19 protein-coding genes are annotated in these 20,150 nt (G+C 70.2%); 13 read left to right on the forward strand and 6 right to left on the reverse strand.

Annotation, left to right across the window (positions count from 1 at the left end; translation table 11 throughout):
- Positions 1-152: 152 nt before the first annotated feature.
- The 13 genes from FZ983_RS25500 to FZ983_RS25560 all read left to right on the forward strand — a co-directional run bounded on the left by FZ983_RS25500 (position 153) and on the right by FZ983_RS25560 (position 11,846).
- The gene (locus tag FZ983_RS25500) at positions 153-1,649 is read left to right on the forward strand and encodes an aldehyde dehydrogenase family protein (protein ID WP_149226690.1); all 1,497 of its coding nucleotides are present in this window, start codon (positions 153-155) and stop codon (positions 1,647-1,649) included.
- An 88-nt stretch (positions 1,650-1,737) separates the two neighbouring features.
- Entirely contained in the window at positions 1,738-2,976 is a 1,239-nt protein-coding gene (locus FZ983_RS25505; RefSeq protein WP_247883974.1) for a hypothetical protein, read from the forward strand.
- 178 nt (positions 2,977-3,154) lie between these two features.
- The gene (locus FZ983_RS25510; protein WP_149226694.1) at positions 3,155-3,994 is read left to right on the forward strand and encodes a MotA/TolQ/ExbB proton channel family protein; all 840 of its coding nucleotides are present in this window, start codon (positions 3,155-3,157) and stop codon (positions 3,992-3,994) included.
- Positions 3,981-4,895 carry an OmpA family protein gene (locus FZ983_RS25515; protein WP_149226696.1) on the forward strand — a complete coding sequence of 305 codons (915 nt, stop codon included), beginning with the start codon at positions 3,981-3,983 and terminating at the stop codon, positions 4,893-4,895. The genes FZ983_RS25510 and FZ983_RS25515 overlap by 14 nt, the downstream gene beginning before the upstream one ends.
- 274 nt (positions 4,896-5,169) lie before the next feature.
- Positions 5,170-6,630: a F0F1 ATP synthase subunit beta gene (gene atpD, locus FZ983_RS25520; protein WP_149226698.1), complete on the forward strand. Its 1,461-nt coding sequence runs from the start codon at positions 5,170-5,172 to the stop codon at positions 6,628-6,630.
- Complete coding sequence (locus FZ983_RS25525; protein WP_247883975.1) at positions 6,627-7,238, forward strand: F0F1 ATP synthase subunit epsilon; 612 nt, start codon at positions 6,627-6,629, stop codon at positions 7,236-7,238. The genes atpD and FZ983_RS25525 overlap by 4 nt, the downstream gene beginning before the upstream one ends.
- The gene (locus tag FZ983_RS25530; protein WP_149226700.1) at positions 7,235-7,513 is read left to right on the forward strand and encodes an AtpZ/AtpI family protein; all 279 of its coding nucleotides are present in this window, start codon (positions 7,235-7,237) and stop codon (positions 7,511-7,513) included. Before FZ983_RS25525 ends, FZ983_RS25530 begins: the two co-directional genes overlap by 4 nt.
- 4 nt (positions 7,514-7,517) lie before the next feature.
- On the forward strand, positions 7,518-7,805 hold the full coding sequence (locus tag FZ983_RS25535) for an ATP synthase subunit I (RefSeq protein WP_149226702.1): 288 nt from the start codon (positions 7,518-7,520) through the stop codon (positions 7,803-7,805).
- Entirely contained in the window at positions 7,802-8,476 is a 675-nt protein-coding gene (locus FZ983_RS25540) for a F0F1 ATP synthase subunit A (protein WP_149226704.1), read from the forward strand. Before FZ983_RS25535 ends, FZ983_RS25540 begins: the two co-directional genes overlap by 4 nt.
- Before the next feature lie 5 nt (positions 8,477-8,481).
- On the forward strand, positions 8,482-8,721 hold the full coding sequence (locus FZ983_RS25545) for a F0F1 ATP synthase subunit C (RefSeq protein WP_014249776.1): 240 nt from the start codon (positions 8,482-8,484) through the stop codon (positions 8,719-8,721).
- Positions 8,722-8,744: 23 nt separating this feature from the next.
- Positions 8,745-9,518 (forward strand): F0F1 ATP synthase subunit delta, encoded by a 774-nt coding sequence (locus tag FZ983_RS25550; protein WP_149226705.1) that lies wholly within the window; start codon positions 8,745-8,747, stop codon positions 9,516-9,518.
- Positions 9,481-11,010 (forward strand): F0F1 ATP synthase subunit alpha, encoded by a 1,530-nt coding sequence (locus FZ983_RS25555; protein WP_149226707.1) that lies wholly within the window; start codon positions 9,481-9,483, stop codon positions 11,008-11,010. Before FZ983_RS25550 ends, FZ983_RS25555 begins: the two co-directional genes overlap by 38 nt.
- Positions 11,007-11,846 (forward strand): FoF1 ATP synthase subunit gamma, encoded by an 840-nt coding sequence (locus tag FZ983_RS25560; protein ID WP_149226709.1) that lies wholly within the window; start codon positions 11,007-11,009, stop codon positions 11,844-11,846. Before FZ983_RS25555 ends, FZ983_RS25560 begins: the two co-directional genes overlap by 4 nt.
- A 152-nt stretch (positions 11,847-11,998) precedes the next feature.
- Here FZ983_RS25560 and xdhC read toward each other — a convergent pair whose 3' ends face one another.
- From xdhC to FZ983_RS25590, 6 genes are all read right to left on the reverse strand, one after another.
- Positions 11,999-12,856 (reverse strand): xanthine dehydrogenase accessory protein XdhC, encoded by an 858-nt coding sequence (gene xdhC / locus FZ983_RS25565; protein WP_149226711.1) that lies wholly within the window; start codon positions 12,854-12,856, stop codon positions 11,999-12,001.
- Positions 12,853-15,225, reverse strand: coding sequence for a xanthine dehydrogenase molybdopterin binding subunit (xdhB, locus tag FZ983_RS25570; protein WP_149226713.1), 2,373 nt, complete (start codon positions 15,223-15,225; stop codon positions 12,853-12,855). Before xdhB ends, xdhC begins: the two co-directional genes overlap by 4 nt.
- Entirely contained in the window at positions 15,218-16,690 is a 1,473-nt protein-coding gene (xdhA, locus tag FZ983_RS25575) for a xanthine dehydrogenase small subunit (RefSeq protein WP_149226715.1), read from the reverse strand. Before xdhA ends, xdhB begins: the two co-directional genes overlap by 8 nt.
- A 121-nt stretch (positions 16,691-16,811) precedes the next feature.
- Positions 16,812-17,471, reverse strand: a complete 660-nt coding sequence (locus FZ983_RS25580; protein WP_149226717.1) for a hypothetical protein — start codon at positions 17,469-17,471, stop codon at positions 16,812-16,814.
- A gap of 63 nt (positions 17,472-17,534) precedes the next feature.
- Positions 17,535-18,554, reverse strand: a complete 1,020-nt coding sequence (gene cydB, locus FZ983_RS25585; protein ID WP_149226719.1) for a cytochrome d ubiquinol oxidase subunit II — start codon at positions 18,552-18,554, stop codon at positions 17,535-17,537.
- A 5-nt stretch (positions 18,555-18,559) separates the two neighbouring features.
- On the reverse strand, positions 18,560-19,957 hold the full coding sequence (locus tag FZ983_RS25590) for a cytochrome ubiquinol oxidase subunit I (protein ID WP_149226721.1): 1,398 nt from the start codon (positions 19,955-19,957) through the stop codon (positions 18,560-18,562).
- Between the last annotated feature and the right edge of the window lie 193 nt (positions 19,958-20,150).

Here is a 20,150-nt window from a genome sequence, read left to right on the forward strand (position 1 = left end):
GGGGAGAGGGTTAGGGTGAGGGGGAAGCACCGCAGGATTTTCGCAAACGTCCCGCGACGCATCCCCCTCACCCCGTCCCTCTCCCCGGGGGGGAGAGGGAGAATCCCGGACCCTAAGTAACGCCTCGCTTTTTGACCCAAGGAGCCACCCCGGTGCAGCACAGCGACATCCTCTCCCGTTTCGGCCTGACCTCCAGCGGAGCCGGGCTCACCGCCCGGTCGCCGGTCGACGGTGCCACGCTCGCCACGGTGGCGGAGACCGCGCCGTCGCAGGTGTCGGACATCGTCGCCAACGCCGCCCGCGCCTTCGAGGCGTGGCGCTCGGTGCCGGCCCCGCGCCGCGGCGAGCTGGTCCGCCTGCTGGGCGAGGAGCTGCGCGCCGCCAAGGAGGATCTCGGCCGTCTGGTCTCGCTGGAAGCCGGCAAGATCTACCAGGAAGGCCTGGGCGAAGTGCAGGAGATGATCGACATCTGCGACTTCGCCGTCGGCCTGTCGCGCCAGCTCTATGGCCTGACCATCGCGTCGGAGCGTCCGGGCCACTCCATGCGCGAGACCTGGCATCCGGCCGGCCCCTGCCTCGTCATCTCCGCCTTCAACTTTCCAGTGGCGGTGTGGTCGTGGAACGCGGCGCTGGCGCTGGTCTGCGGCGACCCGGTCGTCTGGAAGCCGTCGGAGAAGACCCCGCTGACCGCCGCCGCCTGCCAGGTGATCTTCGACCGCGCCGTCGCCCGCTTCGGCGATGCGCCGGCCAGCTTGTCCCAGGTCGTCCAGGGCGGCCGTGAGATCGGCGAGGCGCTGGTCGCCCACCCCGGCTTCCCCATCGTCTCGGCCACCGGCTCGACCCGCATGGGCCGCGAGGTCGCCAAGGTGGTGGCCGAGCGCTTCGGCCGCTCGATCCTGGAGCTGGGCGGCAACAACGCCATGATCGTGGCGCCGTCGGCCGACCTCGACATGGCTCTGCGCGCCATCCTGTTCTCCGCCGTCGGCACCTGCGGCCAGCGCTGCACCACGCTGCGCCGGCTGATCGTCCACCGCTCGGTCAAGGACCAGCTGCTGCCGCGCCTGAAGGCCGCCTATGCTTCCGTGTCCATCGGCAGCCCGCTGGAGTCCGGCGTGCTGATGGGTCCGCTGGTCGACGCCGACGCCTTCAAGGCGATGCAGCGCGCCCTGGAGTCGGCGAAGGCGGAGGGCGGCACGGTGACGGGCGGCGAGCGCACGCTGACCGACCGCTTCCCCAACGCGTACTACGTCACACCGGCCATCGTCGAGATGCCGGCCCAGACCGAGGTGGTGCGTCACGAGACCTTCGCGCCGATCCTCTATGTCCTGACCTACGACACGCTGGACGAGGCCATCGCGCTGCAGAACGGAGTGCCGCAGGGCCTGTCCTCCTGCATCTTCTCCACCGACATCCGTGAGACGGAGCGCTTCCTGTCGGCCGCCGGGTCCGACTGCGGCATCGCCAACGTCAACATCGGTCCCAGCGGTGCGGAGATCGGCGGCGCCTTCGGCGGCGAGAAGGAGACCGGCGGCGGCCGCGAATCCGGCTCGGATTCGTGGAAGGCCTACATGCGCCGCCAGACCGCGACGGTGAACTACTCCTCCGCGCTGCCGCTGGCCCAGGGCATCAAGTTCGAGATCATGGGCTGATCGTATCTGTCCCGCGGCGTCATCGCCCCTTGCGACCGGCACAGCCCGGCGCGACACTTCCGCCATGAACGGTCGGGAGCATGGGGCGATGGCGGACGCGGCAGCTCATACGCTTCTGGCACGCCTGCAGGCCCTGCGGGCGGCGCCGGAACCGCTGGCGGCGCTGCTGGCCGATCTCCGCGGGATCGAGCATGGCGGCGATCCGCGCTTTGCCATGACACTCGACCATTATCTGGAAAGCTGGTTGGGCAGCCAGCCGCGCGAGGTGTTCCGGCTCGCCGGCCCCCGCCTGCTGATCCTTGCCCCGGCCGAGGCCGCCCCGCTGCTCGACGCCGGGGCCAGGGCGCTGGCGCACACCCTGTTGTCGCACGGTTTCGGCACGCTCCATACCGTTCGCTACGACATGGCGACGGAAGGCGAGCGCCTGTTCACCGACCTGTTTCCCAACGACGCCACCGCAGCCCTGCGCGAAGCGGCCGAACACGCGCCGACCGCGGCGCTCGCCCATCTGCTGGAGGTGGAGCGGGTTCTGCACGGCGCCGACATCGACAGCATCGTGCGCGAACAGCCGGTCTGGTCCTTCGCGGAGGCCCGCGCAGCGGTGGTCACCACCGAACTGGCCATATCGCTGGAAGAGCTGGAATCGCGGCTTTCCCTGTCGTTGCGCCGCGATTCCTGGCTGCGCCACGAGGTGGCGGTGCGGCTCGACCGCGGGCTGTTGCGCCATATCGCCCGCGACCGCAGCCGCGATCCCCGCCCCTTCGCCATCGACCTGCACACCGCCACCGTGCTGGACGACAGCTTCGACGAATTGGCCCGCGCCATTCCGACGGAGATTCGCGCGCGGATCACCGCCGAGCTTCCCTGCTGGGAACTTTCGCTGGCCCCGGCGCGGGTGGTCGCGGCGGCCGGACGGTTGGCCGACGCCGGCTTCGCGGTGGCGTTGGACCATGTGCCGATGGCGGCGCTGGCCGGGCTGGAACTCGGCGGACTGGAGCCTGCTTTCGTCAAAACCCAGTGGATCCGCGGAGCCACCGGCGCCGCCGATCTGCTGACCGCCGCCGTAGAGCGTTTCGGCGCCGGGCGGCTGGTCCTCTGGCGCTGCGACGAGCCGGCGGCGCTGGAAACCGGCCACGCAGCCGGGGTCGCCCTGTTCCAGGGCCGCGCGGCGGATGCCGCCTCCGTCGCACCCTGGCACCCGAGCGAGAGCGTGCCGCGCCCGGCGGCGGAGGAACCGGAAGAGCCGGCCCCTGCCTTGGCGGAAACGGCGGCCCCTGTACCGCCCCCACCCTCCGGCCTGCTCGACCGCCTGTTCGGGCGCGGCTGACCGCCGCAGGACACTGCCGCTTCCAACGACTCGATCATCCTGAAAGCCCCTCTCCCCTTGCGGGAGAAGGGCTTTTTCACAAAGCCAATCTCAACGCAGGCACCCACCGCCCCCGATTGACAGCCGGTCATTACGGGTTCCTAATAGTTAAAATGCCAATGAACGACGAAGGCGTCGGATGTCCATCCAAGCGCCCGGCCAAGCGCCCACCAAGCCCGCCCCCTCCGCGGCGTCCTCCCGTCCCACCCGCCTGCTGAACGCCACGGCCGTCGGCCTTCTGGGTGCGGTCGGCCTGCTGTCCTACATCGGCCTCGGCCATGGGATGGAGGCTCTGTGGAACCCGACCGGCGCCGTCATCATCACCGGCGGCATCGCCGTGTCCGCCCTGATGGCCTTCCGGGCGAGCGAGCTGCGCGCCGCCCTCGCCGCCCTGCGCACCATCTTCCGCGACGACGAGTCCATCGCCACCGACATCGCGGAACTGGTTGCCTTCGCCCGGCTCTACCAGCGCGGCCAGATCCAGCGGGCGGAGGAGCAGGGCACCAGGGCCGGCAGCCCGTTCCTGCGGCTGGGGCTTCAGCTGATCGCCGACGGCACGCCGGTCAACGACATCCTGCATGTGATGAACTGGCGCATCCAGAAGCTGATCGAACGGGAATCGGTTCAATCGCGCCTGTTCCGCACGCTGGCCGGGCTGGCCCCCGCCTTCGGGCTTCTGGCGACGCTGGTCGGACTGATCGGCATGATGGCGCAGCTGGGAACCGCCACCATCGCGCAGGTGGGCGAACACATGTCGGTCGCGCTGGTGGCGACGCTCTATGGCGTGGTGTTGGCCAACCTCGTCTTCAAGCCGATCGCCATCAAGCTGGAACAGCGCACCGCACGCCGGGTGGCGATGCTGAACGTGCTGCTGGAGGGCATCATCCTGGTGCGGCTCGGCCGCTCGCCGACGGTGATCGCCGACGCGCTGGCCGAGTTCGTGCGCGAGCGCGGGGACGAACTCCATGGCACCTCGTGACGACAGACCCGCGAACGGCGGTCTCGTGCCGGATGACGCGGGGGATCTCGCCTCTCCGACCTGGGCGACCAGCTTTGGGGATGGTGGCGGGGCCGGCAACGGCATGCCGCAGGCCGGCGCGGAGGAGGATCAGGAGATCTGGCTGCTCAGCTACTCCGATCTGGTCACGCTGCTGCTGTCGGTGTTCGTCATGCTGCTGGCGATCACCAGCCTGAAGGACCAGCTGCCGACCACGCCGCAGCCGGAAACCCCGGCCTTGTCGCAGCCGGCCACACTCTCCGCCCCCCTGCCTCTGCCGCCCCTCTTTGATGAACCGGCCCCGCAAGCCGAACCTGCTGCGCCGGCAGCCGATGCCGTGCCGCCCGACCCGCGGCCGCGCCTGGACGATGGCGAGGTGGCGGTGACGGCGCCCGACCGGGTGGCGGAGCGCTGGCGCGAAACGCTGGCGGGATTGGGCGTGCCACGCAGCGTGGCGGTCGACGTGCGGCAGAACCGGGTCGGCATCGTCATCGGCGAAGGCATCCTTTTCGCTCCCGGACAGGCGGAACTCACGCCGGGCGGCGACGGGCTGCTGCGCCGGCTGGCCCCGACGCTGGCGGCCACCCGCGGCGACATCGTGGTGGAGGGGCACAGCGACTCCACGCCGATCGGCAACCGCCGCTTCCCCTCCAACTGGGAGCTGTCGGGCGGCCGGGCGGCCAGCGTGGTGCGGCGGCTGATCGAACTGGGGGTTCCGCCGGACCGGCTGTCGGCGGTGGGCTTCGCCGATACCCGGCCGCTCTCCACCGGCACCGACCCTGTCTCGATGGCGCGCAACCGCCGCGTCGCCATCACCATCCAGGCTGATGGTCTCCCGGATGGTCTCCCGGCGGCACAGGAGCCCGGCCGGGCGATTCCATAGGGGCAGGGTTTGATTTGACGCAATGCCGCAACGCAACGAAGGGGGCTATGCTGGGATCCGGTGGTCGATCTGGTTGACGCATTGCCCTCCACCCCCCACGGCGCCGCCCCACGGGAGAAATCCACGGGAGCATCCAGGCGCCCCTTCCCCCGCCCGCCGGGGGAAGGCCGGGTGGGGCCTAGATGCAGTAGCACTGCCGCAGCAGTGCCGGGGCACTGCCGTAACCGCGACCATCCTGCACGGTTCCCGTTCCGCCCAATCGGCCGGAGTGACCATGTCCGTTCAAACCTCCACGCGACCGCCTGCCGATCCACCTGCCACCCCGGACTCCGACCCGGCTCCGGGCCGGGTCGTCGCGGTCCGCGGCTCCGTCATCGACATCCGCTTTCCCGAAACGTCACTGCCGCCGTTGTTCGACGCGGTGGAAATCCTGTGGGACGGTCCCGAGCGGCTGGTGGCGGAGGTGCAGAGCCATCTCGACGCCGCCACCTTGCGGGCCATCGCGCTGCAGGGCACCTCCGGCCTGCGGCGGGGCACGCCGGCCCGCTCCACCGGCGGCCCGCTGACCGCCCCGGTGGGCGAGTCGGTGCTGGGCCGGCTGATCGACGTCATGGGGCTGGCGCGCGACGACGGGCCGGAGCTGCCGCCCGGCACGCCGCGCGCGCCGATCCACCGCCCGCCTCCGCCTCTGGCCCGGCGCAGCCCGCGCCGAGACCTGATGGAGACCGGCATCAAGGTGATCGACCTGCTTGCCCCGCTGGCCCGCGGCGGCAAGGCCGCGATGTTCGGCGGCGCCGGGGTCGGGAAGACCGTGCTGGTGATGGAGTTGATCCGCAAGATGGTGGAGCGCCACACCGGCATCTCCGTCTTCGCCGGCATCGGCGAACGCTCCCGCGAGGGGCAGGAGTTGTGGGAGGAGATGAAGCGCTCCGGCGTGCTTGACCGCACCGCGCTCGTCTTCGGCCAGATGAACGAGCCGCCGGGTGCGCGCTGGCGCGTCGGCCTGACCGCGCTGACCATCGCCGAGCATTTCCGCGACGAGGAAATGCTGGACGTGCTTCTGCTGATGGACAACGTCTTCCGCTTCGTCCAGGCCGGCGCGGAAGTGTCGGGCCTGCTCGGCCGCCTGCCGTCGCGCGTCGGCTACCAGCCGACGCTGGCCAGCGAGATCGCCGAACTGGAGGAACGGGTCGCCTCCACCCCCGGTGCGGTGGTGACGGCGATCCAGGCGGTCTACGTCCCGGCCGACGACTTCACCGATCCCGCGGTGGCGGAGCTGTTCAGCCATCTCGACAGCTCCATCGTGCTGTCGCGCGCCATGGCGGCGGAAGGGCTCTATCCAGCGGTGGACCCGCTGAGTTCCACCTCCAGCCTGCTCGACCCGCTGGTGGTGGGGGAGGCGCATTACCGGCTGGCGGAGGATGTGCGCAAGACCATCGCCCATTACCGCGAACTGCAGGACGTCATCGCCCTGCTGGGCATGGAGGAGCTGAGCGCCGCCGACCGTCTGGCCGTGCGCCGCGCCCGCCGCCTGCAGCGTTTCCTGACCCAGCCCTTCCTGGTGACGGAGGCCTTCACCGGCCATGGCGGCGTCAGCGTGCCGCTGGAGGAGACGCTGAAGGGCTGCCGCGCCATCCTGGACGGCGAGGGCGACGACTGGGCCGAGAGCGCCTTCTTCATGACCGGCACCCTGGATCAGGTCCGGGAGCGCGACCGCGCCGGGAGGGTGGGATGAACGAGAATCCGGGGAGTTCTCCCTCTCCCCCCCGGGGAGAGGGTCGGGGTGAGGGGGAGGCGCTGCGGGATTTTCCCAAAGGTTCCGCCACGCCACGCCCTCACCCTAACCCTCTCCCCGGGGGGGAGAGGGGACTCAAGCGGGGGCGAACAGGCAACCTCTCCCTCATCGTCACCACCCCCACCTCCGTCGCCGCGCAGCTCACCGGCCTCCGTCACCTGCGGGCGGAAGACGCCAGCGGCGCATTCGGCATCTGGCCCGGCCATGCCGACCTGCTGACTGCCCTGGCGATCTCCGTCATCAGCTGGCGCACCGTCGACGGGCGCGAGGGGCATTGCGCCGTGCGCGGCGGGGTGCTGACCATCCGCGACGGCGCCCGGATCGCCGTGGCGACGCGCGAGGCGGTGGTCGGCGACGACCTCCACGCCCTGGAACGCGACGTGCTCGCCCGCTTCCGCCGCGACCGCGAGGAAGAGGGGGATGCGCGCAGCGGCGCCCGCCGCATGCATCTGGCCGCGATCCGCCATATCCTGGCCTATCTGCGTCCCGACCGCCGGCCCTCCGGCCCCTTCGCCCCCACTCCCGACGGCGGGGAGGAGGCGCCATGACCGACGACAAGGATCCGCTTCCCGGCAGCGTCCGCCGCCGCCGCGAAAGGCGGGAGCGCTGGGCCCGCGAGGGCGAACGGCCGATGGGCCGCAACCTCGCCCTGATCGGCGCGCTGGGCTGGCTGGTGATCGTGCCGACGCTGGCCGGCCTGTTCGCCGGGCGCTGGCTCGACGAACGGGCGGGCGGCGGGATTTTCTGGACGGCGACGCTGCTGTTCGCGGGCGTGGTGCTCGGCGGATGGCTCGCCTGGATCCGTATCGAGCAGGAGCGCTGACGCGATGACTGCCCCCTATCTTCTTCCCATCCTGGCCGGGGCGCTGGCGGGGCTGGCGTTGGGAACCCTGTTCTTCCGCGGTCTGGCGGCGACCGCCCGGCTCTATGTGGCGGGCGGGGTCCGGCGGGCGGTTCCGCTCTATCTGCTGCGGCTGGCATGCGCCACCGCCGGCTTCACCATCGCCGCCCTGTGGGGCGGGGCGGAGGCGCTGCTGGCGATGCTGGCCGGATTCCAGATTGCCCGCAGCCTCGTGGTCCGGCGCGAAAAGCGGGCGGAGGCGGGAACGCCATGACGGACTCCCCCCTGACGACGCCGGTTGTCTTCGTGCTGGGACCGGTCCCGGTCACCCTACCGGTCGTCGTCACCTGGGGCCTGATGGCGGCGATGGCGCTGGGATCCGTCCTGGCGACGCGGCGCCTGCGGGTGGAGCGGCCCGGCCGCGTCCAGACCGTGCTGGAGCTGGTGGTGGAGACCCTGCGCCGGCAGATCGCCGAGACGATGCAGGCCGACGCCACGCCCTTCCTGCCGCTGCTGGGCACGCTGTTTCTCTATCTGGCGGTCGCCAACCTGTCCGGGCTGGTGCCGGGGCTGAAGGCGCCGACCGCCTTCCTGGAGACGGCGGCGGCGCTGGCGCTGGTCGTGCTTCTGGCCTCCCAGGCACTGGGCATCCGCCGCCGCGGCCTGTGGGCATATCTCAAGGGCTTCGCCCACCCCACCCCGCTTCTGCTTCCGCTGAACATCCTGTCGGAACTGACGCGCGCCTTCTCGCTGTCGGTCCGACTGTTCGGCAACGTGATGAGCGGAGAGTTCGTCATCGCCATCGTGCTGTCGCTGGCCGGCCTGTTCGTGCCGGTGCCGCTGATGGCGCTGGAACTGCTTCTGGGCCTCGTGCAGGCGTACATCTTCACCGTGCTGGCCGCGGTCTTCATCGGCGGTGCGGTCGGAACAATAGAAAAGGGGTAGGAATCATGGATGTCCATTCGATCAGCATCCTCGGCGCCGCGCTGGCCGTCTCGGTCGGCGCCATCGGGCCGGCCCTGGCGGAGGGACGCGCCGTCGCCGCCGCGATGGAGGCCATCGCCCGCCAGCCGGAAGCAGCCAACACCCTGTCGCGCACCCTGTTCGTCGGCCTGGCGATGATCGAGACGATGGCGATCTACTGCCTCGTCGTCGCCCTGCTGCTGCTGTTCGCCAACCCGTTCGCCTGACCGCGGCATTTCCGGAGCCCGTCATGCACATCGACGGTTGGACGATTCTGCTCCAGGCGGTCAATTTCCTGATCCTGGTCTGGCTGCTGCACCGCTTCCTCTACCGCCCGGTCCTGGCGGTGATCGCCGAGCGGCAGGCCGCCACCGAGCGCGTCCGCAGCGACGCCGAGGCCGCTCGCCAAGCCGCCGAAGCCGCAAGCCGGAGCCTGGAGGACCAGCGCGCAACCCTGCCGGCCGAACGCGACCGCCTGATCGCCGCCGCCCGCGCCGAGGCGGAAGCCGAACGCGCCGCGCTGCTCGACCGGGCGCGGACCGAGGCCGACCATGCGCTGGAGGAGGCGCGCGCCCGGCTGGCCGAGGAACGGGCGCAGGCGCTGGGCGCCCTGCAGCGCCACGCCGCCGATCTCGGCACCCAGCTGGCGACCCGCCTGCTGCGCGACGCGCCGGCACGCTCCCTGACCCGGCCGCTGCTGGAGGAGGCCTGCGCGGCGGTGGAGGCGCTGGACGCCTCCCAGCGCCACGCCCTGGCGGACGGGGCAGAGTCGGTGCCGGTGCGTCTCGCCGCGGCCGGCCCGCTGTCGGACGAGGACGCCGCCCATGCCCGCGACCGGCTGACGGTCGCATTGGGCCGGCCGGTGGCGCTGGAACTGACTGAGGATCCGTCGCTGATCGCCGGGGTGGAGCTGCATTTCGCCCACAGCGTCGTCCGCCGCAGCTGGAAACAGGCGCTGGCCGAGGCGAAGGAGGAGATGACCCGTCATGACTCCGCAAGAACCGATGCCGACTCCGTCGCTTGAGGACGCGCTCGACGCCTGGATGCCGGGTGCGTTGCGCCGGCTGGACGGGCTGGACACCGCCGCGCGGCTGGAATCGGTCGGGCGGGTGGAATCGGTCGGCGACGGCATCGCCCATGTCTCCGGCCTGTCCGACGTGCGGGTGGACGAGCTGCTGCTGTTCCCCGGCGGCGTGGCCGGGCTGGCGATGGATCTGGATGACCGGATCGGCTGCGTCCTGCTGGGCGATGCCACCCAGGTCGCCGCCGGCGGCACCGTCCACGGCACCGGAACGGTCCTGCGCGTGCCGGTCGGCGACAGGCTGATGGGGCGGGTGGTCGATCCGCTCGGCAACCCGCTGGACGACGGTCCGCCGATCGAGGCCGACGGGTGGGAGCCGGTGGAGCGTCCCGCCCCGACCATCGCCGAGCGCGCGGCGGTGTCCGAACCGCTGCTGACCGGCACCGCGGTGATCGACGCCATGTTCCCGCTCGGCCGCGGCCAGCGCGAGCTGCTGATCGGCGACCGCGCCACCGGCAAGACCGCCATCGCCGTGGACGCCATCCTCAACCAGACCGACGGGGATGTGTATTGCGTCTATGTCGCCGTCGGCCAGAAGGCGTCCGGCGTGCGCGCGGCGATCGAGGCGGTGCGCCAGGGCGGCGCCGCGGCGCGCACCCTGTTCGTCATCGCCGCCGCCGATTCCGCTCCCGGCCTGCAATGGCTGGCGCCCTATGCCGGCTTCACCATGGCCGAGCATTTCCGCGACAGCGGACGCCACGCCCTGGTGATCGTCGACGACCTGACCAAGCATGCGGCGGTCCACCGCCAACTCTCGCTTCTGCTGCGCCGCCCGCCGGGGCGGGAAGCCTATCCGGGCGACGTCTTCTACCTGCACAGCCGCCTGCTGGAACGGGCGGCCAAGCTGACGCCCGCCAGAGGCGGCGGGTCGCTGACCGCGCTTCCCATCGCCGCGACCCAGGGCGGCAACCTGTCGGCCTATATCCCGACCAACCTGATCTCCATCACCGACGGGCAGGTCTGCCTCGACGCCAAGCTGTTCTACGAGGGGCAGAAGCCGGCGGTGGACATCGGCCGCAGCGTGTCGCGCGTCGGCGGCAAGGCCCAGCCGCCGGCCCTGCGCGCCCTGGCGGAACCGCTGCGGCTCGACTACGCCCAGTTCCTGGAGCTGGAGGTCTTCACCCGCTTCGGCGGTCTGGTGGACGAGCGGACGCGCAAGGCGGTGGAGCATGGCCGGCGCATGCGGTCCCTGCTGGCGCAACGGCACCTGTCGCCCCGCCCGCTGGCGGTCCAGGCGGCGCAGCTGCTGGCGCTGGCCGACGGCACGCTGGACCGGCTGCCGCTGGAAGCGATGCCGCGCTTCCAGACGGCACTGGCGGGTCTGGTTGCCGCCCGCCCGCCGCATGTCGGCGAGACGCTGGACGACGCCACCAAGGCGGCCCTGCGCGACCTGATCGCGCAAGCCGTCTCGGGCTTGACCGGAGCGGCGCCATGACCGAACGGCTGGCGGAGGTCGAGGCACGCCGCGCCAGCGTGCAGGATCTGGAATCGGTGACCGACGTCATGCGCTCTCTCGCCGCCATGCGGCTGCAACAGGCGCTCGGCACGCTGGCCGGCACCCGCGCCTATGCCGAGGTGATCGCCGGGGCGTTGGCCCAGGCCGCAGCCTTGCTGGACGACGCGCCGCCGCAATGGCCCGTCAACGGGCACGGCCATTGCGCCTGTGTGCTGTTCGCACCGGAGCACGGCTTCGTCGGCGCCTTCGCCGAAAAACTGGTCGATGCGGCGCTGGCGGCACCGCCGGGCTGCGCCTTGTGGGTGGCGGGGTCCCGCGGCGCCGTCCTGCTGGAGGAACGCGGCCGTCCGCCGTCCTGGAGCACGGCGATGGCGACCAACACCGACGCCGTCACCGCCACCGCCCGGCGCATCGCTGAGGCACTCTACCTCGCGGCGGCGGACGGGCGGCTGGGCCGGGTGGAGCTGCTCTACGGCCGGACCAACGCGGGCGCGCCGCCGGAGCTGGTGCGCTGCCCCCTGCTGCCGCTCGGCCTGCCGCGCGATGGCGCCCGGACGGTGCCGCCGCTGATCAACATGCCGCCGCGCGACCTGATCGCCCGGCTGGTGGACGAGTATGTCTTCGCCCTGCTCGCCGACGCCGCGATGGAAAGCTTCGCCGCCGAGAACGCCGCGCGCCTCTCCACCATGATGACGGCCCGCCACAACATCGAAACCACGCTGGACGAACTGACCGCGACGGCGCGCCACCTGCGGCAGGAACAGGTCACGAATGAGCTGATCGAACTGGTGTCGGGGGCCGAGGCGATGGGGTGAGGAAAATGCCCTCTCCCGCCCTAGTCCCTTCTCCCCCCTGGGGAGAAGGTTAGGATGAGGGGGTTCGGCGCAGCCGAAAAAATCCTCGAAGCGGATCCCCCTCACCCCGACCCTCTCCCCGCTTTCGGCGGACCGGAGGTCCGCCTGTCGCGTCAGCGCAAACGAAGTTTGTGCGTGAGCGGGGGGGAGAGGGGGACACAGGAGGGAACCGCAAACGCCACCAGCAGTTCGGCCGCGACCAGGGCCGCGATCACCTCCGGCCGCTTGTCGCCGGTCAGCGCCGCACCGATGGGGCAGGTCAGCCCCTCCAGTGCTTGCACATCCCGCCCCCGCGCCCGGAACCAGCGCTCGAACTTCGCCCGCTTCGTCGCGGACCCGATCATGCCGACATAAGCCGCGTCGCCCCGGCGCAGCGCCGCCTCGGCGATCTCGAAGTCCAGCGCGTGGCTGTGGGTCAGCACCAGATAGCCGGCCCCGGCCGGTGCCGCCCCCAGCGGATCGAGCGGGCTTTCGGTCAGGATGCGCTCCACCCCGGCCGGGATGGTCTCGGGAAACTCCTGCGCCCGGCCGTCGATCCACCGCAGGCACAGCGGCAGCGGCGCGAAGGCCGTCGCCATGGCCCGCCCGACATGCCCGGCCCCGAACAGCAGCAGGGTCGGCCGCGCGTCCAGCGCCCGGCGCTCCCGTTCCTGCAAAGCCGCCACGGTGCCGCTTTCGGCCCGCTCCAGCCGAAGCACGACATGCCCGCCGCAGCACTGGCCGGTCGCCGGCCCCAGCGCGAGGTCGAGCGTCTCGGCGGCGGTGCCGTCCTCCAGCATCCGACGCGCGGTGGCGATGGCGGTCCATTCCAGCCGACCGCCGCCGACCGTTCCGGCGCAGGCCTCCCGCCCCACCAGCATGCCGGCCCCCTCCTCCCGCGGGGTGGAGCCACGCGCCTCGGCGACGGTGACGAGAATGGCGGGCCGGTTATGGTACAGCCAGTTGGAGAGGGTAGTGGAGAGTGCGGTCATTGTCGGGGGGAAGCCGCCGCCCGCTCCCGCAACGCCGCGATGCAGCTCAGCACCCGCTCCGGCGTGGCCGGCGCGTCGAGCCTGGGACAGACCCGGTGCCCAGCGACGCTCGCCACCGCGTCGGACAGGGCGTGGAACACCGACATGCCCAGCATGAAGGGCGGCTCGCCCACCGCCTTGGAGCGGAAGATGGTGTCCTCGCGGTTCGGCGCATTCTCCAGCAGCGCGACATTGAAGATGCGCGGACGGTCCGAACAAGCCGGGATTTTGTAGGTGCTGGGGGCATGCGTCCGCAGGCGGCCCTGCCCGTCCCACCACAGTTCCTCCATGGTCAACCAGCCCATGCCCTGGACGAAGCCGCCTTCGATCTGCCCCTTGTCGATGGCGGGGTTCAGCGAGCGGCCGCAATCGTGCAGGATGTCCACCCGGTCGACCACATACTCGCCGGTCAGCGTGTCCACCGTCACCTCGGCGCAGGCGGCGCCATAGGCGAAGTAATAGAAGGGCGTGCCGCGCCCGGCCGCGCGGTCCCAATGGATCTTCGGCGTCTTGTAAAAGCCGGTGGCCGACAGCTGCACCCGCGCCATGTAGGCTGCACGCACAAGTTCCGCGAAGCTCATGTCGCTATCGCCGACCAGCACCCGGTTGCGCTCGAATCGCACCGCGTCCGGCGCCACGTCCCATTTCTCCGCCGCGAAGGCGACCAAACGCTCCCTGATGGTGCGGGCCGCCGCCTGCGCCGCCTTGCCGTTCAGGTCGGAACCGGAGGATGCCGCGGTGGCGGAGGTGTTGGGCACCTTTCCGGTGCTGGTGGCGGTCGCCCGGATGGTGGAGATATCGACCTGGAACTCCTCCGCCACCACCTGGGCGACCTTGGTGTAGAGCCCCTGCCCCATCTCGATGCCGCCATGGTTCAGCTGGATGCTGCCGTCGGTGTAGACATGGACCAGAGCGCCGGCCTGGTTGTAATGGCTGGCGGTGAAGGAGATGCCGAACTTCACCGGCGTCAGCGCCAGCCCCTTGCGCAGGATGCGGCTGGTGGCGTTGAAAGCGTGGATTTCCTCCCGGCGCGCCCAATAGCCGCTGCTTTCCTCCAACTGCGCCACCAGTTCGGGCAGGATGTTGTCGGTGACGGTCTGGTGATAGGGCGTCAGGTTGCGGCCATCCCTCTCGGGATCGGTGCCGTAGAAGTTCCGCTTGCGGATTTCCAGCGGGTCCTTGCCCAGGGCGAAGGCGATCTCGTCGATCACACGTTCGGCCGCGACCATACCCTGCGGACCGCCGAAGCCGCGGAACGCCGTGTTGGACACCGTGTTGGTCTTCAGCGGCAGCGATTCCAGCCGCGCCGCCGGATAGAAATAGCCGTTGTCGGCATGGAACAGCGCACGGTCCGTCACCGGCCCCGACAGATCCGCGGCATAGCCGGCTCGTGCCGCAAACAGCATGTCGACGCCCTGGATCAGCCCGCTATCGTCGAAGCCGACGCGATAGTCGATCTCGAAATCGTGGCGCTTGCCGGTGACCTGGAAATCGTCGTCGCGGTCGGGGCGCAGCTTGGCGGCGCGGCCGGTGCGCTTGGCGACCAGGGCGGTGCAGGCGGCGAACAGGTTCGACTGCGTCTCCTTGCCGCCGAAACCGCCGCCCATCCGCCGCACCTCCACCGTCACCGCGGCATCCGGCACGTCCAGCACATGGGCGACGATGTGCTGCACCTCCGTCGGGTGTTGGGTGGAGACATGGATCAGCACCTCCTGGTCCTCGCCGGGCACCGCCATGGCGATCTGGCTTTCCAGGTAGAAATGCTCCTGCCCGCCGATGGCGAGCCGCCCCTCCACCCGGTGCGGCGCCGCGGCCAGCGCCGCATCGGCGTCGCCCATCCTAAGTGTCATCGGCGGGGTGACGAGCGTCCGCTCGCCGTCGCGGGCGGCGGCGATGGTCAGGACGGCCGGCAGATCCTCATACTCGACCACCGCCAGCTTGGCGGCACGGCGGGCCTGATCGCGGGTTTCGGCGGCGACGGCGAAGATGGGCTGCCCGACATGCTCGACCAGGGTCGAGGCGAACAGCGGCTCGTCATGCTTGCCCATGCAGCCGATATCGTTCACCCCAGGCACGTCGCCGGCGGTGAAGACCGCCACCACGCCTGGCGCGTGGCGCACCGGCGAGAGGTCGATGGAGCGGATGCGCGCATGCGCCCGGCTGCTCAGCCCCAGATAGACGTGCAGCAGCCCGGCCGGCTCGGCGATGTCGTCGACATAGACCGCCTCGCCGCTGACATGCTTGTGCGCGCTTTCATGCCGGCGGGAGTCATGGACGGCGCCCTCGATCCGGGCCGGGGCGGGGGCGATGGGGGTCGTGACGTCAGGCATGTGCAAGCCTCCGGTCGCCGACCAGACGGGTGTCCGCCGCCGGGTCGCTGGTCTCGACATACAGCTTCATCAGCAAATTTGCGGCCACCATGGAGCGATAGCCCGCGCTGGCCCGCCAGTCGCTCAGCGGCGCGTAGTCGCCGGCCAGTGCGTCCATCGCCTGGGTCACGACTTCCTCGGTCCAGTGACGGCCCAGCAGCAGCGCTTCGGCCGCGCCGGCGCGTTTTGGCGTGCCGGCCATACCGCCGAAGGCGATCCGGATGTCGGCGACGCGCCCCTCGCCGTCCAGCGTCAGGCGGAAGGCGCCGCAGACGGCGGAGATGTCCTGGTCGAAGCGCTTGGCGATCTTGTAGGCACGGAACCGCATGCCCGCCACCGGTTTGGGCAGGATCACCGCTTCGACGAATTCGCCCTCGCGGCGGTCCTGCTTGCCGTATTCGATGAAGAAGTCCTCCAGCGGCATCTCCCGCGTCTCCCCGCCGCGCCGCAGCCGCAGGGTGGCGCCGCAGGCGATCAGCGCCGGCGGGGAGTCGCCGATGGGGGAGCCGTTGGCGATGTTGCCGCCGATGGTGCCCATGTTGCGCACCTGCTCCGCCCCGATGCGGCGGATCAGCTCGCCGAAATCGGGATAGAGCGCCGCGATCCCCTCCGCTGCGTCGCTGTAGGTCACGCCGGCCCCGATCACCAGCTCGTCGCCGCGATCCACGATCCGCCGCAGGTCGCGGACCCGGCCGGTGTAGATCACGGTGGCCAGCACGCGCTGGAACTTGGTCACCCACAGCCCGACATCCGTCGCCCCCGCCACGATGGTGGCGCCGGGATTGTCAAGCAGGAGCTGCGCCAGCTGCGGCACGGTGGCCGGCGCCAGGAAACGGCGCCCGCCGGCTCCGACGCTGAGGATTTCCTCGTCCCGCAGGGCCGTCAGCTTTTCCGCCCACGCTTCGCGGTCGGCGAAGCGGTCAGCATCCCGTTCACCGATCCCGTACATGGCATGGGCGGCGCGGACGATCGGCTCATAGCCGGTGCAGCGGCACAGGTTTCCCGCCAGCGCGTCGTCGATCCGCTGCCCGTCGGGCCGCTCCTCGTTCAGGTACAGCGCCAGCAGCGACATGACGAAGCCCGGCGTGCAGAATCCGCATTGCGAGCCGTGGCAATCGACCATCGCCTGCTGCACCGGATGCAGCGCGCCGTCCGGTCCCTTCAGATGCTCCACCGTCAGCAGCCGGCAACCGTCCAGCGTGGCGAGGAAGCGGATGCAGGCGTTCACCGCCTCATAGCGCAGCGTATCGCCGTCCAGCCGCCCGACCACCACGGTACAGGCGCCGCAATCGCCTTCCGCACAGCCTTCCTTGGTGCCGACCCGCCGTTCCGACAGCCGCAGCCAGTCCAGCACGGTCAAGGTGGGATCGACCGCATCGATCTCCCGAAGCTCGTCGCCGAGATAGAAGCGGAGGCGCTGGCGCATGGCTGCTCCCGATGAACTGGTGACGATATGACGCAGTATTTCACCGACGTCGACTCTGTCACCAGATCGGCAGCGCGGGAAAGAGTTTCAAATGATTTGCGAAGGAGGCGGGGCTTGCCCCTCACGCACTCCCCTCCGGCGTCATCGTCGCCAATCCGCCATCCGCCCGCACCGACGCCAGCGTCAGCGCATGCCAGTAGAGGTCCAGCAGCGCCGCCGGCATGCCGCCCTGCTCATGACCCTCCATCGGCAGCACGGCGGCAGCGTGGGCCAGCGCCGCGGTGGCGGCGTTCGCGCTGCGCGACACCGCATCGCCCAGCAGCCCCAGCGTCTGGCCCAACGCCGCGGCGTCGAACCGCAGAAGCGCCGGCGGCACGGTGATCTGCGCCTCTCCCCCGCGCAGCCGGCCGACGGCGATGTAGACATGCAGCAGGTCGGGCCGCTCCTCCGGCCGCAACAGGGCGGCGACGATGCGATTGCCGGTCAGCGGCCCGGTGCCGTCGAACTCGTACATCGTGGCGCGCTCGCCCTGGCGGGTGGCGGCGAGGCCGGCGAGCCGGGCGGTCAGCGGGTCCCCGGCACGGCGGGCGGCCTCGTCGAACAGGGTGGAATGGCTGCCACCCTCGCTCAGCACCACCAGCGGCGCGTCGGTCGCGGCGGCGGCGGCCAGCAGCCGGGCCAGAACCGCGAAGGGATCGGTCCCCGCTTCATCCGGTCCGGTTTCCAGCAGGCCGGCGCCACGGCGCAGCATCGCCTCGGCAAAGCTGATGTCGATATCCATGGCCCCAACCCTTTCACTTGCCCCGAGATCCGGCCCGTTTTTAGGACGGGGCGCCTCCTCCGCTCAATGGTAACCGAAGCTGCCCGTCACCTTTCCACGGAACACCCAATAGGAATAGGCGGTGTAGCCCAGGATCGACGGGATCAGGAAGGCCATGCCGACCAGCAGGAAGACCTGCGTCTCCGGCGGGCTGGCCGCCTCCCACACGGTGACGCCGGGGGGGATCAGGTGCGGCCACAGGCTGATGGCGAGGCCGAGATAGGACAGGGCGAACAGCGCCATCGACAGCACGAAGGGCGCCACCTCCCGGCTGTTGTCGATGGCCCGCCACAGGGCGAAGGCCAGCACCGCGGTGACGATCGGCACCGGCGACAGGAAGATCATGTTGGGCATGGAGAACCAGCGCTCGGCGATCTGCGGCAGCAGGAAGGGCGTCCACAGGCTGACCACCGCGACCCCCGCCAGCACCACCAGCATCAGCCCCCGCGCCATGCGATAGCACCAGTCCTGCAGCGGCCCGATGGTCCGCCAGATCAGCCACGTCGCCCCCAGCAGCGCATAACCCACCACCAGCATCGCCCCGCAGAACAGCGCGAAGGGGGAGAGCCAGTGCAGCATGCCGCCGACGAACTGCCGCCCCTCCACCGGAATGCCCTGGATGAAGGAGCCCAGGATGACCCCCTGCGCGAAGGTCGCCAGCAGCGATCCGAAGAAGAAGGAGCGGTTCCACCAATGCCGGCCCGCCCGCGCCTTGAAGCGGAATTCGAACGCCACCCCGCGGAAGATCAGCGCGATCAGCATGACCAGCAGCGGGATGTACATCGCCGGCAGAACCACGGCATAGGCGATGGGAAAGGCCGCGAACAGCCCCGCCCCGCCCAGGATCAGCCAGGTCTCGTTGAAGTCCCAGACCGGCGCCACCGTGTTCATCATGGTGTCGCGGTCCTCCTCAGTCGGTGCGAACGGGTACAGGATGCCGATGCCGAGGTCGAAGCCGTCCATCAGCACATACATGAACACCGCAAAGCCGACGATCCCGACCCAGATCAGGGTCAGCAGGCTTCCTTCCGCTATTTCCTGCATGGGGGTCACTCCGCTGGTTCGATGGACTGGTCGGTGGCGGACAGCGGCCGTTTGGGCCGTTGCGCCTCCGGCGGCTGCTTGGCGTCATGGACATGCGTCGGGCCGATCCGCAGCAGGCGGATCAGGTAATAGGTGCCGGCGCCGTAGATGATGGCGTAGGCGACGACGAAGGACAGCAGCGAGATCAGCGCCGCTTCCGTCGTCAGCGACGGCGTGACCGCATCGGCCGTGCGCATATGGCCGTAGACGACCCAGGGCTGGCGCCCGATCTCGGTGGTGAACCAGCCGGCCAGGATGGCGATGAAGCCGATGGGCATGCAGCCGACCAGCACGCGGAAGAACCAGTCGCTGCCGTACAGCCGCCCGCGGAAGCGCAGCACCAGATGCACCACCGCCACCGCCAGCATCAGGAAGCCGATGCCGACCATCAGCCGGAAGGTCCAGAAGATGATGCGCGGGTCGGGCCGCTCGTCCACCGGGAACTGTTTCAGGCCGGGGACGCTGCCGTCGAAGTCGTGGGTCAGGATCAGGCTGGACAGCGCCGGGATGCCGACCTCCCAGTGGTTGGTCTCCTTCTCCACGTCGGGAATGCCGAACAGGATCAGCGGCGCGCGTGGTCCGCCCTCCCAATTGCCTTCCATCGCCGCGATCTTGGCCGGCTGATGTTCCAGCGTGTTCAGCCCATGCTCGTCCCCTAAGAAGATCTGCAGCGGCGCCAGCACGGTGATCAGCGCCAGCGCCATGCTCAGCCCCAGCTTCGCATGATCGAAATGGCGGCGCGTCAGCAGATAGAAGGCGCTGATCCCGGCGACAACGAAGCTGGTCGTCAGGAACATCGCCGTCACCATATGGGCAAGGCGATAGGGGAAGGACGGGTTGAACACCACCTGCCACCAGTCGGTGACGAAATAGCGGCCGTCCCGGATCTCGAAGCCGGCCGGCGTGTGCATCCAGCTGTTGGCCGACAGGATCCAGAAGGAGGACAGCAGCGTGCCAAGCGCCACGAGGCAGGCGGCCATCAGGTGGATGCCGCGCGGCACCCGGTCGCGCCCGAACAGCATGATGCCCAGGAAGGCGGCCTCGAGGAAGAAGGCAGTCACCACCTCGTACTGGATCAGCGGGCCCAGGACGTTGCCCACCGTGTCGGACCAGCGGCTCCAGTTCGTGCCGAACTGATAGGACATCACGATGCCGGACACCACGCCCAGGCCGAAGGACAACGCGAAGATTCGCGTCCAGAATTCCGACAGGCTGCGATAGATGCCCTTGCCGGTGCCGACCCAAAGCGCTTCCAGCAGCGCGATCCAGCAGGCGAGCCCCACGGTGAAACTGGGAAACAGGATGTGGAAAGAGATCGTGAACGCGAACTGAATCCGCGACAGGATCAATGGATCGAGTTCCATGGCCGCCGCCTCTTTTGTTGGGCGCGTGGAAACGCTCACGCTGGGCCGATGCCCGGCGCCGCTGTGTCAGGAGGCCATGTAGAGTGAGCGACTGCCGTGGAAAGGGGACTAGTCTTTCAGGCTTAAACCCGACAGCACAAGGGATCGGCGGGACATACGGAGTGATTGGACCGGAACGATCGGGGAGTGCCCG

It is taken from the genome of Azospirillum sp. B21, assembly GCF_008364825.1.
GTDB lineage: Bacteria > Pseudomonadota > Alphaproteobacteria > Azospirillales > Azospirillaceae > Azospirillum.

Excerpts from the sequence above, each read along its gene's own strand:
- FZ983_RS25505 (WP_247883974.1), top strand. The coding sequence starts at position 1,738 with ATGGCGGACGCGGCAGCTCATACGCTTCTGGCACGCCTGCAGGCCCTG.
- FZ983_RS25510 (WP_149226694.1), top strand. The coding sequence starts at position 3,155 with ATGTCCATCCAAGCGCCCGGCCAAGCGCCCACCAAGCCCGCCCCCTCC.
- FZ983_RS25515 (WP_149226696.1), top strand. The coding sequence starts at position 3,981 with ATGGCACCTCGTGACGACAGACCCGCGAACGGCGGTCTCGTGCCGGAT.
- atpD (WP_149226698.1), top strand. The coding sequence starts at position 5,170 with ATGTCCGTTCAAACCTCCACGCGACCGCCTGCCGATCCACCTGCCACC.
- FZ983_RS25525 (WP_247883975.1), top strand. The coding sequence starts at position 6,627 with ATGAACGAGAATCCGGGGAGTTCTCCCTCTCCCCCCCGGGGAGAGGGT.
- FZ983_RS25530 (WP_149226700.1), top strand. The coding sequence starts at position 7,235 with ATGACCGACGACAAGGATCCGCTTCCCGGCAGCGTCCGCCGCCGCCGC.
- FZ983_RS25535 (WP_149226702.1), top strand. The coding sequence starts at position 7,518 with ATGACTGCCCCCTATCTTCTTCCCATCCTGGCCGGGGCGCTGGCGGGG.
- FZ983_RS25540 (WP_149226704.1), top strand. The coding sequence starts at position 7,802 with ATGACGGACTCCCCCCTGACGACGCCGGTTGTCTTCGTGCTGGGACCG.
- FZ983_RS25545 (WP_014249776.1), top strand. The coding sequence starts at position 8,482 with ATGGATGTCCATTCGATCAGCATCCTCGGCGCCGCGCTGGCCGTCTCG.
- FZ983_RS25550 (WP_149226705.1), top strand. The coding sequence starts at position 8,745 with ATGCACATCGACGGTTGGACGATTCTGCTCCAGGCGGTCAATTTCCTG.
- FZ983_RS25555 (WP_149226707.1), top strand. The coding sequence starts at position 9,481 with ATGACTCCGCAAGAACCGATGCCGACTCCGTCGCTTGAGGACGCGCTC.
- FZ983_RS25560 (WP_149226709.1), top strand. The coding sequence starts at position 11,007 with ATGACCGAACGGCTGGCGGAGGTCGAGGCACGCCGCGCCAGCGTGCAG.
- xdhC (WP_149226711.1), bottom strand. The coding sequence starts at position 12,856 with ATGACCGCACTCTCCACTACCCTCTCCAACTGGCTGTACCATAACCGG.
- xdhB (WP_149226713.1), bottom strand. The coding sequence starts at position 15,225 with ATGCCTGACGTCACGACCCCCATCGCCCCCGCCCCGGCCCGGATCGAG.
- xdhA (WP_149226715.1), bottom strand. The coding sequence starts at position 16,690 with ATGCGCCAGCGCCTCCGCTTCTATCTCGGCGACGAGCTTCGGGAGATC.
- FZ983_RS25580 (WP_149226717.1), bottom strand. The coding sequence starts at position 17,471 with ATGGATATCGACATCAGCTTTGCCGAGGCGATGCTGCGCCGTGGCGCC.
- cydB (WP_149226719.1), bottom strand. The coding sequence starts at position 18,554 with ATGCAGGAAATAGCGGAAGGAAGCCTGCTGACCCTGATCTGGGTCGGG.
- FZ983_RS25590 (WP_149226721.1), bottom strand. The coding sequence starts at position 19,957 with ATGGAACTCGATCCATTGATCCTGTCGCGGATTCAGTTCGCGTTCACG.